The sequence below is a fragment of the Lapidilactobacillus mulanensis genome, assembly GCF_003946215.1.
GTDB classification, from domain to species: Bacteria; Bacillota; Bacilli; order Lactobacillales; family Lactobacillaceae; genus Lapidilactobacillus; species Lapidilactobacillus mulanensis.
In genome coordinates, this window is sequence record NZ_RHOW01000005.1 from 22,262 (window position 1) to 38,935 (window position 16,674).

Sequence of the window (16,674 nt, forward strand, 5' to 3'; positions counted from 1 at the left end):
TCGGCTTGTTAAACCTTCGCGTAACTTTTATAATTAAACTATACCGACGCTGTTTTATAGGAGAGGGTGAGTTCGATCGCGACACTGAATGATGTGGCCAAATTGGCGAATGTTTCCAAAATGACGGTTTCACGGGTGATCAATCATCCCGAACAAGTCACGGATGAACTGAAACAATTGGTTTTCAAAGCTATGAAAGAATTGAATTATCAACCTAACTTTGCGGCCAAGGCGCTTGCGGCAAACACAACGCGGATCATTAAGTTGATCATTTTAGAAAAAGTGGACACAGTAGAACCTTATTACGCGACGCTATTAATGGGCGTCGCTCAATTTTTGAATGGTCACCAATACGCGCTACAAGTGGTCACGCAAAAAAATGCCGGCATCGGTGATTGCGATGGCTATATTATTACTGGTGCACGTCAGAGTGATTTCGAATGGATCCAAGAGTTAAATCGACCGACGATTCTTTTTGGCGAGAACCGCCATAATTATGATTTCGTGGATTCGGATAATAAATATGGCACTTTTCTAGCGACTAGCGCCGCAATTACCGACGGCTATGAGCACATTATTTATTTCGGAATCGAGTTAAAGGAGTCGTTCGAGTATTCGCGGGAACGTGGCTACATGGGCACCATGCAAAAAGCCGGCCGTGATCCGCAGATCGTGCGTTTCGGCAATCATTCATCTGAATCACAGAATTATATTCAGGAGCATTGGCAGGAGTTTGAAAAAAATACTTGCTTTGTTTGCTCGAGTGATCGTCTAGCAATCGGCGTCGAACGTGGTATCCAACATATGAACGGAAACATTCCTGAAGACTTCGGCATTATCGGATTCGATGGCGTGTTCCTTGATCAAATTGCGGAGCCAAAGCTGACGACGGTGAAACAACCGGTAATGGATATGGGCAGTAAGAGTGCGGAATTACTGCTACAAAAAATTAACTGGGGTCTACCGTTGACAGAAGATCATCAACCCACGCGGACGCACCGGATGGAAATTGCCTTTTCACCAGAATTGATTCGGCGACAAACCACTCGTAATTATCATTTGACTTAAATTATTCGCCTACCATACTTGGTGGGCTTTTTTAATGAGCGAGTTTGTTCGCATGAGTGGCGATGACTAGGGAGTGTTAAAATTCTTAGTCTACCTTCGGTCGTGGCTGCGTGGGGCAAGTGACTGACTACTGTGGGGACGGTTCCAGACTTTTCCCGAAACGTGTTCTGCAACATTGAAATCAGCATCTAAGAGATCAAGCCACGAAGAATGAAGACCAATTCTTGTGTCTTGACGTCTTAGCTGTTGATTTCAACCCATGTTGCGCCACACTCTGGGAAAATTCTTCCACCTCGATTTCGAGCTTTTTCTCAGTCGCAGGTGCGGCTACTGATAAAAATCTCGAAATGCGCCCCTGCTGTAAGCGACGATGGCCCATGTCGCAACAGCAGTTTCACAGTGTCGTCACTTGCCCCACGCAGCCGCGACCTAAACTGGAATTAGTTTAGTGATGAACTGGGAAGAACTGGATTTAGGTGGAAGGACTTTATTCCTTCGTCGATTGTTTTGTTGCTGGAAATATGATCACGTTGAATATTTTGCCACCAGGAAAATCAAGTTGCGCATAAAAGCTTGGTACGGGAGAAAGTCCAGTTCAGAATCCAACTCTGCTAACTAGAATAGACCACAGAATTTGCGGAAGAGAATGAACAGCACACTGTGATAATGGTCTTAGCGACATGGTCCACCGTCGCTTAGAGCATGGGAAATTCGGAGATCTTGCGGTTTTGGCAAGAGCTCCAAATTTAGGCGGAAGAATTTTGGTGGGCTTCCAAAATCCTGGAGCCGTCCCCACAAGTGAGCTGTTCATTCTCTGGAGCAAATTCAAACTGCAGTTAAGCAAAAACCAGAGGTTTTGTAAACTCGGAAACGCCATACTCATTTAAAACCGACAAAACAATTCTGTTACCGATAACATCAACGAAAGTGCTTGCTGTTCTGTAATCGCTTTTCTATGATAGGTATTGAGTTGTTGTGCTGAGCCAATTAATCTAGCGTACTCAGGCAACAGGAAAGGATGAATCACATGACAGAATGGTATGACCAAGCAATTGTCTATCAAGTCTATCCTCGTAGTTTTCAAGATAGTAATAATGATGGAATCGGTGATCTGCGCGGCCTCATCGATCGACTGGATTACATCAAGGCGTTGGGTGTGAACACGATTTGGCTCAATCCCGTATTTACGTCACCCCAAGTTGATAATGGCTATGATGTATCGAACTACTACACCATCGATCCGAAATTTGGTGACATGAGCACCATGAACGAGCTGATTGAGAAAGCCCATCAGCTAGGATTACATGTGATGATGGATTTTGTTTTGAATCATACATCTGATCAGCATCCTTGGTTTCAAGATGCGTTGAAAGGACCGAACAGTCTGTTCCGTGATTATTATATTTGGGAGAGAACGGAGAATGGCTTGCCACCCAACAATTGGGGCTCATTCTTCGGCGGTTCCGTTTGGACAGAGCATCCTAGTGAACCTGGTTCCTATTATTTCCACCTTTTCGATCAGCACATGCCTGATTTGAACTGGAAGAATCCAGAAGTACGTGAGGCGATGATCGAGGTCGCTAAGTTCTGGGTTGAAAAAGGGGTGGATGGGTTACGACTAGATGCCTTTATTCACATCGCTAAAGGCACGTTGACTCAAAATTATCCAACGCAATCCAACGAGCCAGTTGTAGCTGAACCGATGTTTGCAAACTTGCCTAATGTGGTGACTTATTTACAAGAATTCATTAACGAGTTGCGCAAGATCAATCCTGATCTGTTTATTTTGGGCGAGGGTGCCTCTGCTGATCCTAATTTAGCCGCGCTGTATACGCGTGAGACTGGCGGTAATAAACTGTGTGATGCAATTGTCAGCTTCCGTAATCTACCGAAAAAAAGGGTACCTGCAACAGCTGTCCAGAACCAGTTCAAGTTGCCGCAGCGAGAAGCGTTAGACGTCGCCAACTTGCCAGTTTCTATTGTCGAATGGCAGACGGTTTTGGCGCAGACGACCCAACCAACACTCTACTTTAGTAATCACGACTTGCCGAGAATGGCGACGGTTTATGGCGACGAAGATTATCCGCTTGAAAGTATCAAGACGCTAGCCACGATGTTGTATTTGCAAAAAGGCGTTCCGATTATTTATTATGGTGAAGAATTAGGCTTGAAGAGCGCTGAACTCACCCGCTTTTCTGCATTTCAAGATCAATCCGTTGCAGAACTGGGTAAAAAAGTTCCCGCCGATCAAAAAGAGGCTGTTTTAACAAGCCTGTCGCAAATTCATAAGACAGCAGCTAGACAAGCCATGCCTTGGGATCAGAGTGCCAACAACGGCTTCTCTGAACACGAGCCTTGGTTAAGAGTGACACAGAAACAAACGACGGTGGCAGAGCAAGAGACGGATCCTGATAGCATACTTAACTTTTATCGGGCATTATTGAAGCTGAAACAGAAACCGTTATTTGCAACTGGTAGTTTTCAGTTGCTCAATTCGCCGGAGTCGGTGATTATGTATCAACGTAACTCTGATCAACAGGTTGCTGTTGTCGTCACGAATCTTTCGCGCCAAGCACAAAAGGTGCAATTGCCAGAAGGCACCGTTGGTCAATCGCAATTGGCAACAGGCGAGTGGCATTTGACTGGCCAAGAATTAAGCTTGGGTGCATGGTCGAGTATCGTTTTCGTGAGTCAGCATCTTTAAATCCGATTCGGTGAAACGAATTTAGATTTCAAACATCTTTACTGAAAAAAGAGGGCTCTTAATGGTCAAACTTCTTGCGATCGGCTTTGAGGAAACGATGGCGGCATCAAGCGCTAAAGTCAGATGGGCCTGACATTTCAAGTGTTGGCGCTTTTCTGTTATCGGTAACATCGGTATTTGCCTTGATTAAAAAACTAGAGGCTGTAATAATGACCCTTGTAAGCGAAATCATATTTTAATTCTAGGAGGAACCAGAGAAATGAAGTCATGGAAGAAGATCGTGGTTGCGGGTGCTTCAGTTTTAGCATTAGCGACAGTCGCCTCTATTGATAGCCAGAGCGTTTCAGCTGCGACGGCTAAGCCAAAGGGTAACATCACATTATGGGTCGATACAAACAATGTGCCATCATACAAGAAATTAGTTAAGAAATTCGAGAAGAAGTATCCAAAAGTTAAAGTTAAGGTTTCAACGAGTCCATCGGGTTCTGCTTCTGCAAAAACCGATTTGGCCAAAGATCCATCCAAGGCTGCTGATGTCTTCAAAGCACCTAACGACCAATTAGGCGCAATGTTCGCTGCAGGCTACATCAATCCCTTATCGCCATCCGCAAAGAAATGGGTGAAGAAGAATGATGTGAAGTTGGCAGGGAAAGCTGTGACTTGGAAGGGTCAATATTTAGCTTATCCACAAGATGAGCAAGCAAACATCATTTACTATAACAAGTCAAAATTAAATGCAACTCAAGTCAAAACATGGAAGAGTCTAACGGCAACAGGTGTGATCGGGACTGACTTTACTAACGCCTATAACTGGTATCCAGCCTTCTTATCAAATGGGACTTACCTTTATGGCAAGAATGGTGAAAAACTAAAGGGAACTAAGGTTAACAATGCTAAAGGTGTTCAGGTCATGACTTGGTTGGCTGCTCAAAAGTCCAACAAGGGCGTTCGTCAGTCAGGTTCAGCACTGTTGAGTGATTTAGAAGCAGGCAAGACATCCGCAATTCTTGATGGTCCTTGGGATGGTCAAAGCGTTAAGAAGATCTTAGGTGATGACTTTGGTGTTTCAATTCTTCCTAAGATCGATTTCGGCTCAGGTAAAGAGAAACAAATGAAGGCATTCGCCGGTGTCGGTACTTTAGCCGTTAATGCAAAATCGAAGCATCAATTAGCTGCGGCAACCTTAGCCCAATATCTATCGAACCATAAGTCTCAGGTTGCGCTTTATAAAGGCACAAATGCCATTCCTGTTTCTAAGAAAGCACAAAAGAATAAGGCAATTAAAGCTGATCCAGTGGCTAAAGCGGTGATCAAACAAGCAAATCTCAGTACTGTAATGCCAAAGATGGACCAGATGGCGTCGTTCTGGAATTTAGCCGCACCACTGATCGACAATGCCTATAAAGGTAAAACACCAGCTTCACAATACAAGACACAACTTGCATCGTTTGAAAAAGGAATTTCTGGTAGCTCTAAGTAATGTTGTTATGATCTGTGGGGAGGTTGGGCTGAGCCTGACCTCTTTGTCTTAAGATTAGATTAGGAAAAGGACCGTAAACGTATGTTTAAAAAGAAAGCACACACCGCGCCTGAGGCCACGTTTAAAGAAACTTGGCAAGAAGGAGATTGGGCTACGAAACTTAGCTTCATCATCATGGGAATCAGTCAGCTAAAGAATAAACAATGGCTCAAGGGCCTTGTCTTTCTATTGAGTGAAGTTATTTTCTTAGTCTGGTTTTTCTACAATGGCATTAGTGCCATCAGTTTATTAGGCAGTTTAGGCAAAATCAAAAAGTTGACTCGAGTATTTGATAAGAACCAGGGTATTTGGGTCACTAAACAACCGGATTCTTCGATGGTGATCTTGCTCTTTGGGTTGATTTCGATCATCTTAATCGCCTTGTTATTAGTTCTTTACTATGTCAGCTTGAAGTCGACGCGTCATCTCTATGCATTGAATCGTGATGGCAAGCATATTCCAACGACAAAAGAGGACCTCGCATCCTTGTTGGATACGCGGCTGCATCAACTCTTGATGTTCTTACCATTGGCTGGTATTTTTGCCTTCACCGTGACGCCAACAATCTATATGATCACCATGGCCTTCACGAACTTTAACCAATATCATCCCATTGGGTTTTCTTGGACGGGTTTTCAAGCATTCGGTGAGATCTTGACAGGTAGCATGGCCGGCACATTCTTCCCTGTTCTAGGTTGGACCTTGGTCTGGGCTGTTGCCGCAACTGCAACAACATTCGTCTTCGGTGTCTTGTTGGGGCTCTTGATTGAATCTAAAGGCATTAAGTTTAGAGGCGTGTTCAGAACGTTGTTCGTTATTGTCTTCGCCGTTCCCCAATTCGTTTCATTACTAATGATGTCGATGTTCTGGGATAATGCCGGCCCAGTCAACAGCTGGTTACAACGTATGCACTGGATCACAGAACCAATTCAATTCTTGCAGAACGCCAACTTGGCTAAATTGACCGTCATTGTGACCAACATGTGGATCGGGATTCCGGTGACTATGTTGATTGTCACCGCCATTATTCAGAATTTGCCCCAAGATCAGATCGAGGCAGCGCGAATGGATGGGGCCAATGCCTTCCAAGTCTTCAACAAGATTACATTCCCACAGATTCTATTTGTGATGACACCTGCTTTGATTCAACAGTTTATTGGTAACATCAATAACTTTAACGTGATTTTCCTGTTAACGGGTGGTGGACCATTGAACTCCAAGTTTTATCAAGCGGGTTCTACAGATTTACTGGTCACCTGGTTGTACAAATTGACGATGCAATCGGTACCTAATTATAATATCGCAGCTGCGTTAGGTATTTTCATCTTCATCATTTCAGCCGTCTTCTCACTGCTGGCCTATCGTCGTACAAATGCGTTTAAGGAGGGCTAAATTCTATGCATTCATATAAACGTCAACAACGGCTTTCTTTATCGTTAAGATATCTTCTGCTGATTGCATTAGTCATCGTTTGGATCTTTCCAATCGCTTGGATCATCATGACGAGTTTCTCAGTTAACTTATCAGGGTTCGTCTCAACATTCATTCCCAAACAATGGACACTCAGTAACTATGCGAAAATCTTCAATAACAAGTTATATCCATTCGGCTCTTGGGTCCTAAATACGTTCGTTATTGCCGTGATTTGTGCGGTTGTCAATACGTTTACAACGACGGTGATGTCTTATTCCTTATCACGTCTACGTTTCAAACTGCGTAAACCATTCTTGCAGTTCGCACTCGTATTGGGTATGTTCCCAGGCTTCATGTCGATGATCGCCCTGTACTACATGCTAAAGGCAATTGGTATGACAAACTTGGCTGGCTTAACTTTGGTCTATATTGGTGGTGCTGGACTTGGGTTCTATATCATGAAAGGGTTCCTCGATACAGTTCCTAAGTCTTTGGACGAAGCCGCCGAATTAGACGGTGCAACTAAATGGCAGATTTTTATCCACATCATCTTGCCAATGGATCGGCCAATGATTATTTACACATCGTTAACAGCCTTCATGGCACCTTGGACGGATTTCATCTTCCCAAGTATTATTCTATCGACGGATAGTGCCAAGAATAAAACTGTGGCGTATGGACTTTACAATATGATGTCAAACACCAAGGGCTTAAGCAGTCAGTACTTCACTGCCTTCGTCGCTGGGTGTGTGATCATCGCGATCCCGATCACAATTTTATTCATTATTTTGCAACGTTACTACGTCAGTGGCATTACTGCTGGTGCAGACAAAGGTTAATTTTTCCCGATAAAAACCACCCTTTTGACGGGTGGTTTTTATTTAGTCATACCGGGTAATTTGAAGGGTTCACAGCAAGCTGGATTCTGTTACCGATAACAACTCAAATAAGGCTTGCTGTTTTGGAATCGCTTTTTTAAGATAGAGTTAATTCGTTATTAATTAAAGAGAGGTATTTAATTCATGGAAACAGCCGCAATTTATCATCGCCCTGAAAGCGAGTTTGCCTATTTATATCAACCAAATGATTTTCGTGTTCGTTTACGGACCAAGCGTGGCGACGTTGCCGCAGTGAATTGCTTTTATGGCGATCCTTACGCAAGTACGACAGACGATCTGACCAATAACTCTGGTAGTTCTCATTGGGATTATCAGACCGCTTCAATGCGGATCATTGCGACGACAGAAGACTTTGATTACTGGGAAGCTGCTTTAAAACTACCATTTAAGCGTGCACAATATGATTTCGAAGTGATCGGCAAAGATGATCAAAAAGTCTTGTATGGCGATCGCGGGGTCTTCCCATTCTCGACCGAAATGATCGGCACTAACGGCAATCCGTTCCGCATGCCATATCTACACGAAGTCGATCGGTTTAAGGAGCCAGATTGGGTACGACACACTGTTTGGTATCAGATTTTTCCAGAACGTTTTGCCAATGGTGATAAAAATAATGACCAACCTGGCGTTAAACCATGGCGTAGTGATCTGAGTCCCAACCGGACAGATTATTATGGGGGCGATCTGCAAGGGGTTCTGGATCATTTGGATTACCTGCAAGAATTAGGCGTCAACGGTATTTATTTCTGCCCAATCTTCAAGGCTTATTCCAATCACAAATACGATACGATCGATTATTTAGAAATTGATCCCGATTTTGGAAATAAAGAATTATTCCGCCAAGTTGTTGAAGCGGCCCATCAACGCGGCATAAAAGTCATGTTGGATGCCGTCTTCAACCATATTGGTGACCGATCTGTTCAGTGGCAAGATGTTATTGCCAACGGTGAAAATTCTCGCTTTGCGAAATGGTTCCACATTAATAAATTCCCAGTGACGTATGAAGCAACAGATAATTTCGAAAACGCTAAGGAGCTAACTTTCGATACTTTCGCATTCACACCGCATATGCCGAAATTAAATACTGCCAATCCTGAAGTCAAACAATATCTGTTGGATGTCGCGGCATATTGGATCAAAGAATTCGATATCGATGCTTGGCGCTTAGATGTTGCCAACGAAGTCGATCATGCATTCTGGCGCAGTTTTGCCAGCACTTGTCGCGAACTTAAAAGTGATTTCTATATTCTAGGTGAGGTGTGGCATAACTCGCAGACATGGCTGTCTGGTGACCAATTCTCAGCGGTCATGAATTATGCCTACACGGAAACACTGATCAATGGCATTGTTAATCACACGCTGACACCAACGCGCATGGTGGATGGGCTGAATTATCAACGGACACTGTATCAACGGCAGGTCAATGAAGTCATGCTCAACACCTTAGATTCACACGATACAGCCCGGTTATTGACGGTCTGTGATGATGATAAAGTCTTGATGCGTCAAACTTTGGCCTTCACTTTCTTACAAGAAGGCGAGCCTTGCGTTTATTACGGCGATGAAATTGGCATGGATGGCGGCAATGATCCGGATTGCCGCAAGCCGATGAACTGGGACGAAGCCACGCAAGATCGTTCGCTGTTTAAATTCTATCAGCAATTGATCCAACTCCGGTTAGCAAACGCCGATTTATTGACGCAAGGTGAATTTACTTGGGATGTGGTTGATGATGATCGCAAAATTGTTCAATTCACGCGTGCACAGGGAGATAAAAAGTTGATAGCTGTTTTCAATTTAGGTGATCAACCTTGCCAGATTTCCGTAACAGGTCAGACGTTGCTTAGCCAGAATTGCGAAAATGGGCAACTTGCAGCTAAGGGATTTGCTATTTGGACTGATTAGCCGGTTAAAAATTTTATCTACCTTCGGTCGTGGCTGCGTGGGGCAAGTGACTGACTACTGTGGGGACGGTTCCAGGCTTCTCCCAAGTTCGGGGAAAAGTCTTCCACCTCGATTTCGAGCTTTTTCTCAATCGCCAAACCCGCTCTGAGAAAAATCTCGAAATGCGCCCCTGCTGTAAGCGACGATGGACCATGTCGCAACAGCAGTTTCACAGTGTCGTCACTTGCCCCGCGCAGCCGCGACCTAAACTGGAATTGGTTTAGTGGTGAACTGGGAAGAACTGGGTTTGTGTGCATGAGTTTATTTCATGGTCAACAACTTTACTGCGAGAAATATGATCAAGCTTGATATTTTGCTACTAAATATTTATGTTGCTCAGAAAAGATTCGTAGGGGAGAAAGCCCAGTTTAGAATCCAAATCTGTTTACTAGAATAGACCCGCAGAATTTGCGGAAGAGAATGAACAGCACACTGTGATAATGCTCTTAGCGATATGGTTCACCGTCGCTTAGAGCATGGGAAATTCGGAGATCTTGCGGTTTTGGCAAGAGCTCCAAATTTAGGCGGAAGAATTTTGACGGGCTTCCAAAATCCTGCAGCCGTCCCCACGAGTGAGCTGTTCATTCTCTGCAGCAAATTCAAGCTGCAGTTTCCCAATAACTACACTTTTCAAACTATTCAGATTCAGTCGAAAGAATTTCCGTACTTTGGAAATCCTGGAGCCGTCCCCACAAGTGAGCTGTTCATTCTCTGGAGCAAATTCATACCGCCATTACCCGCAATCATGCATTTTAAGTCATTCAAGTTCATGAAGAAGCTATACTTCGGAAATTTCGGAGCAGTTCGTTCTCTTCCGCAAATTCAAACTGCAGTTAATAGCAACCTAGAATATTTTTCATAGTACGCCACCACGACTGAAGACAAATGTTTAGCCAGTTCACTTGTTGTGTTGTGGCGTTTCTGATATCGGTAACATCCATTTTCGCCTTGATTAACGACTAAGATGTTGCAATAATGACTGATGTAAGCGAATTAAATCCATTTTAAAGATTAATTTATTCAGTAACAAGAGGAGTAGTATCATGACAAAACGATTATTTGACATTGATCCTTGGGTGATCAAAACAAACAAGCTGGCAGTTGCTGATAAACGATTGCAGGAAAGTATTACGTCGATCGGAAATAGTTATATGGGCATGCGTGGCAATTTCGAGGAGAATTATAGCGGCGATACGCTTAAAGGCCTCTATCTTGCTGGTGTTTGGTATCCAGATAAGACGCGTGTTGGTTGGTGGAAAAATGGTTATCCTGAGTATTTCGGGAAGGCCATCAACTCGCCCGATTTTCTCAGTATTCCGATTTCCGTCAATGGTGAAGACGTTGACCTTGCTAAAATCGACTATACGAATTTTGCGTTAGCTCTAGATATGCATGATGGTGTCTTGCGCCGGAGTTTCGTGGGCGATTTTGCAGATGGCGTCCAAGTTAAATTCGAGTTTGCGCGTTTCATGAGTAATAAAACGCAAGAATTGGGATTGATTTCGGTTAAGGCGACTGTTCTGGCTGGTCAGGCCGAATTAGTCTTTCAACCGCTGATCAATAGCAACGTGCATAACGAAGATTCGAATTATGATGAAAATTTCTGGGAATTAAAAAATCATGCCGCTGTGGCCAATAATCGTTACAGTCTCACTGTCGAAACGAAACCGAATCCTTTTGGCACGCCACGTTTTACCGTCACTGAACAAATGCAAAGTCTGGTGAGCGCTCCGACTGAAATTACGCGCGAAGCTAATGTGACTGAAGAAGCGGTCGCAGAAAAAATTACCGTGGCTTTAGCTACTGGTCAGTCTGTTGATTTGCTCAAACAAGTTGCCGTCGTGACGAGTCGCGATGTCGAAGAAAGTCAGCAACAAGCTAAGGCAACCGAAATTTTGCAGGCTGCGAGTCAGAAGCCTTTTGCAGAACACTTAGCAGATCAAGATCAAGTTTGGCAGCAACGTTGGGCACAATCAGATGTTCAAATCGATGGCGATCCAGCTGCCCAACAAGGTATTCGCTTTAATATTTTGCAATTGTTCATGACTTATTATGGCGAAGATTCACGTTTGAATGTTGGACCAAAGGGCTTTACTGGCGAGAAATACGGTGGCGCTACTTATTGGGACACTGAGGCTTATATTGTGCCGATGTATTTGGCGGTCACTGAGCCGAAAGTCAGTCGTCAATTGTTGGAATATCGTTACCGTCAATTACCTGGTGCCTTTCATAATGCGCAACAACAGGGTCTTAAGGGCGCATTGTATCCGATGGTCACTTTTGACGGGATCGAATGTCACAATGAGTGGGAAATTACGTTTGAAGAAATTCACCGTAACTCCGCCATTGCTCATGCGATCTATGATTACACCGATTATACCGGCGATATGACTTATGTATTGGATCATGGAATCGAAGTGCTGGTTGCGATTTCACGTTTCTGGGCAGATCGGGTTCATTATTCGAAGCACGCTCAGAAATACATGATCCACGGTGTGACTGGCCCCAATGAATATGAAAATAACGTCAACAATAATTGGTACACTAATCAAATGGCCGTCTGGGTTCTGAAGTATACCTTGTCGATCCTGAAACAGATTTCTACTGGCAAGGCTGAAAGCTTAGCCATTAACACTGATGAGGCTGCTCACTGGCAAGACATTATCGACAATATGTATTTCCCTGAAGACAAGGAGTTAGGTATTTTCTTGCAGCAAGATGGGTTTCTGGATAAAGATATTCGTCCGGCATCTTCGATCGATCCGAAAGAACGGCCAATTAATCAACACTGGTCTTGGGATAAAATTCTGCGTTCGCCATTCATTAAGCAGGCCGATGTTTTGCAAGGTATCTATTTCTTGAATGACCAGTTCACACCAGAGCAAAAGAAACGCAACTTTGATTTCTATGAGCCACTGACAGTTCATGAGTCTTCATTGTCTGCTTGCATTCACAGTATTCTCGCCGCAGAAATCGGTGAAGAAGAAAAAGCGGTCAACCTTTACGAACGGACAGCTCGACTCGACTTGGATAATTACAATAATGATACCGACGATGGATTGCACATCACATCCATGAGTGGTGGCTGGTTGGCAATTGTTCAAGGCTTTGCTGGTATGCGCCATCATGATGGTCAATTGTCATTCAAGTTATTCTGTCCCAAAAATTGGCAAGGCTATTCATTCAAAGTTAATTTTCGCGGTCGCTCATTAGCTGTTAAGGTTGGCCACGGTCAGAGTGAGATCACTTTGCTGGCTGGTGACGATTTGGAATTGACTGTGAATCAACAAAAAGTTAATTTACAACCAGATCAGACCCAATTGATCAATAACTAATTCATTTAAAAGTAAACGTACAAGTTCAATGACACCATTTTTATGGGTGCTGTTGAGTTGGTACGCTTTTTTGATACATAGATCATGGTGGCGGGTTCTTGCAGTTTGCATTCTGAAATGTGACCTACCTGAGTCAGGAGGCTCTTCCTTGACTTTACGCAGGATAGGCCTTAAATTGGAATGGTAGATAGAATTAAATATGATTTGTTAGGTGAGGCTCCTATACGAACACAGGCTACTGCCCAGAAAAAGTCGAGAGACACCAATGGGTAGAACAGGGATTGTCGAATACAAGGCTTTCCATAAGGTAGCTGGGATCTGATCAGATTCCTACGTTGTATAGTGCTAAAGCCCAACGACTAGATCAATTGAGCTTATTTAGCAAGTTCTTTTAACTTTTCGCTGTGGTTTTGGTGGTGAGTTTTGGGGGCTTGTTATTTTTTTGCCTATAAACTTGAAACGGTGGCTCATTTGTTTGTTTTGAGTTAGTGCAGATTGTCTGAAGATGCTGGTTTTAAGTTGAACAGATTTATGAAGGGGTTGAGTTGTTTGGTAAAAATATCGTAGGCTTCATTTTAAATTGCTTTAATTTTAAGGAGATGAGCGTAGATGGATGATGGCCATAGCCCGAGGGAATTTCGTGATGTTCGGGTGTGGCAGACATTGATCTAGACGCAACTCTAAAGATATCACGTTATTTCCCTCTGTATTTTTGAGAGAAGAGAGGAATAACAATGAAGAAAAAAATTGATTATGATTCATTTGCGCGGGCAACTTCGGTTCAAGTTCGGCGCCAATTTCAAACGAGAAGAACCGGTTTAGGAACCGCACAAGTCGAAGCGTCGCGTCTCAAAAATGGCGACAACAAATTAACTTATCATCAAAAAACACCTTTGATCGTCGAGGCGATTAAAGCATACTTAACGCCTTTTACGTTGGTGTTGATTTTGCTTGCGGTCATTTCTTTTTTCACGGATTACGTCAAGGCGGCGCCACAAGATCGTAGTCTGTTCGGCGTCTTGATCATCATTGTCTTGGTGCTGATCAGCGGGACGATGTCGTTGATTCAAACCGTTCAGTCTGACCAAGCTGCAGATCGAATGGAGTCGATGGTCACGTCGACCGTTTCGGTTAAACGTGCAGGTCAAATCCGTGATATTTCGCCAGATGACATTGTTTGTGGCGATCTCGTTCAGTTGTCAGCGGGTGCCATGATTCCAGCCGATTTAAGATTACTAGAGAGTAAAGACTTGTCGGTTTCGCAAGCGGCATTAACGGGTGAGAGTTATCCGGTTGAGAAAAATGCCGACGCGCACGTGACTGAGGCAGCCTCTGAAACAAGTTATCAGAATTTAGTCTTCATGGGCAGCAATGTGTTCAGTGGCACCGCGGAAGCAATTGTGATCGCCACAGGTGACCGGACTGTTTTCGGGGATGTAGTCAAAGATTTAGGTGCGAAACCGACGCCGACGAATTTTGAAACCGGTGTGCAACAGACGTCGCTGTTATTGATCCGCTTCATGTCTTTGATGGCACCAACCGTCATTATCATCAATGGCTTTACCAAAGGCGATTGGATGCAGGCACTCACGTTTGGCTTGTCGGTTGCGGTGGGACTGACACCGGAAATGTTGCCGATGATCGTGACTACGAATCTGGTTCGCGGCGCCAATCGCATGGCGAAGAAAGGTACGCTGATCAAACATTTGAATGCCATTCAAAATTTTGGTGCGATCGATGTTTTGTGTACTGACAAAACCGGCACGTTGACTGAAGACAAGATTGTTTTGTCGCAGTATCTGAATTGCGCTGGCCAGACAGACGAGCGTGTTTTGCGCACCGCATATCTGAATAGTTTCTATCAGACCGGATTGAAAAATTTGCTGGATGTGGCAGTTATTAACGCCACCAAAGCACGATTCGCTACTGAAAGTTTTAACTATGAGAAGCTCGATGAAATTCCGTTTGATTTTCAACGGCGGCGCATGAGCGTTGTTGTCCGTGATCAAACTGGTTCCGCGCAATTGATCACGAAGGGTGCCATCGAAGAAATGTTGGCAGTCACTCATTACGTTGAACAAAATGGCGAAGTCGAACCACTGGCGGCTTCCGAGAAAAAACAAGTTTTGGCGCGTGTTGCGCAACTCAACGCCCAGGGCTTGCGTGTGATCGGTGTTGCGCAGAAGACTTACCAAACTGCACCGCGCAATTTTTCTGTGGCTGAGGAAAATGACATGACGTTAGTTGGCTATCTGGCGTTTCTGGATCCACCTAAAAAGAGTGCGAAGGCTGCCTTACAAAAGTTGAAAAAACTTGAGGTGAATGTCAAAGTCCTCACTGGCGACAACGAGCTAGTAACGCGGGCCATGTGCAATCAAGTCGGTTTAGATCACGCGGAACTCATTACCGGCGAACAACTGAATTCGTTAGATGAGACGCAGATGTCAGCCGCAGTCGAACGCAATCAAGTCTTCGTCAAACTGAATCCGCAACAAAAAAAGCATATTATGAGCTTGCTCAAAGAGAATGGTCACACCGTCGGCTTCATGGGTGATGGCATTAACGATGCACCAGCCATGAAAACAGCTGACGTGGGGATTTCTGTAGATACTGCAGTAGACGTGGCGAAAGATTCGGCCGATGTAATTTTGCTTCATAAAGATTTGGATGTGCTCGCTACTGGACTATTAGTTGGGCGCGAGACTTTCGGTAATATCATGAAATACATCAAGGCGACGACGAGTTCTAACTTTGGTAATATGTTGTCGGTTTTATGTGCAAGTATTTTCCTGCCATTTTTACCAATGTTGCCGGTTCAGATCTTATTGCTCAATCTGATTTACGATTTGGCCTGCATGTCAATTCCGTGGGATCGAATGGATCCAGAGTATTTAGAGAAGCCGAAAAAATGGACGGCCAACAGCATCAGCAAGTTTATGATTTGGTTTGGACCCACCAGCTCGATTTTTGATATCACGACTTATTTGTTACTGTATTTTGTAATCTGCCCTGGTATTGTTGGGGGTAGTTATCATACTTTGTCCGCGACACAGCAAGTTGTTTTTATCGCTTTGTTTCATGCGGGCTGGTTTGTGGAATCATTGTGGACACAAACGCTGGTCTTGCATGCGTTGCGGACGCCGAAGATCCCGTTTATTCAGAGCACCGCAGCAAAGGCGTTGTTGATTGCCTCAGCTGTTGAAATTAGCTTCGGTTCATTGTTACCATTCACAACCATCGGACATGATATTGGCCTGACTAATTTGCCAATGAGCTATTGGCCATGGTTATTATTGACAGTGGTCGCGTATTTAGTTGTCGTAACTTTTGCGAAGAAAATTTATCTAAAGAAATTTGTGGAACTACTCTGAGCACTGTGAAAACAGGACTGTCGTTTCAAAAAATTGACAATTTTCTAAATAACTATAAAATAAAGTAACAGCATTCTTGATTAATTAAATAAAAGCGTCTATAATGACACCTTGTCACATGACATCGTGTCATTTTTTTGTAGCTTGTTAGATTTATTGTGGAAACCCTGAATTAACGGCTCATTCTAGTTGTTGAGTTAGCCCTGTTTTATGAAAGACTCATTGTTTTCATGGATGTAAGTCTCACTTGCTTTAAATAGTTATTATGGTTGTGAAAGCTTGGCGGGTGAGTTTGATGCGCCAGATCGAACAACATAAATGTGTTCGCCATCACTGAAATCACTGGCTAAGTGACAATAACTTAAATCTTAAGACCAAGATTTGAGTTATTGTCGACTTAGCCATTGATTTCAACCCGTGA

Annotated in this window: 8 protein-coding genes and 1 riboswitch; all 8 genes read left to right on the top strand. The window is 43.7% G+C overall.

All coding sequences use genetic code 11. The annotated features are described in order from the left end of the window. The first annotated feature begins 75 nt into the window (after window positions 1–75). The 8 genes from EKM67_RS02050 to mgtA all read left to right on the top strand — a co-directional run bounded on the left by EKM67_RS02050 (window position 76) and on the right by mgtA (window position 16,253). Window positions 76–1,068: a LacI family DNA-binding transcriptional regulator gene (locus EKM67_RS02050; RefSeq protein WP_125576904.1), complete on the top strand. Its 993-nt coding sequence runs from the start codon at window positions 76–78 to the stop codon at window positions 1,066–1,068. A gap of 1,027 nt (window positions 1,069–2,095) precedes the next feature. Further along, window positions 2,096–3,772, top strand: coding sequence for a glycoside hydrolase family 13 protein (locus EKM67_RS02055; RefSeq protein ID WP_125576792.1), 1,677 nt, complete (start codon window positions 2,096–2,098; stop codon window positions 3,770–3,772). Window positions 3,773–4,031: 259 nt separating this feature from the next. After that, complete coding sequence (locus EKM67_RS02060; protein ID WP_125576794.1) at window positions 4,032–5,252, top strand: extracellular solute-binding protein; 1,221 nt, start codon at window positions 4,032–4,034, stop codon at window positions 5,250–5,252. Window positions 5,253–5,333: 81 nt separating this feature from the next. Further along, window positions 5,334–6,683: a carbohydrate ABC transporter permease gene (locus EKM67_RS02065; RefSeq protein ID WP_125576796.1), complete on the top strand. Its 1,350-nt coding sequence runs from the start codon at window positions 5,334–5,336 to the stop codon at window positions 6,681–6,683. A gap of 5 nt (window positions 6,684–6,688) precedes the next feature. Further along, complete coding sequence (locus EKM67_RS02070; protein WP_125576798.1) at window positions 6,689–7,543, top strand: sugar ABC transporter permease; 855 nt, start codon at window positions 6,689–6,691, stop codon at window positions 7,541–7,543. A gap of 183 nt (window positions 7,544–7,726) precedes the next feature. Next, window positions 7,727–9,508: a glycoside hydrolase family 13 protein gene (locus tag EKM67_RS02075; protein WP_125576800.1), complete on the top strand. Its 1,782-nt coding sequence runs from the start codon at window positions 7,727–7,729 to the stop codon at window positions 9,506–9,508. Between the two features lie 1,082 nt (window positions 9,509–10,590). Next, a complete protein-coding gene (locus EKM67_RS02080) occupies window positions 10,591–12,882 on the top strand; it encodes a glycoside hydrolase family 65 protein (RefSeq protein ID WP_125576801.1) in 2,292 nt (763 codons plus the stop codon). Window positions 12,883–13,078: 196 nt separating this feature from the next. Continuing rightward, window positions 13,079–13,253, top strand: a riboswitch (M-box (ykoK) riboswitch). A gap of 363 nt (window positions 13,254–13,616) precedes the next feature. After that, on the top strand, window positions 13,617–16,253 hold the full coding sequence (gene mgtA, locus EKM67_RS02085) for a magnesium-translocating P-type ATPase (protein ID WP_125576804.1): 2,637 nt from the start codon (window positions 13,617–13,619) through the stop codon (window positions 16,251–16,253). Window positions 16,254–16,674 lie beyond the last annotated feature (421 nt).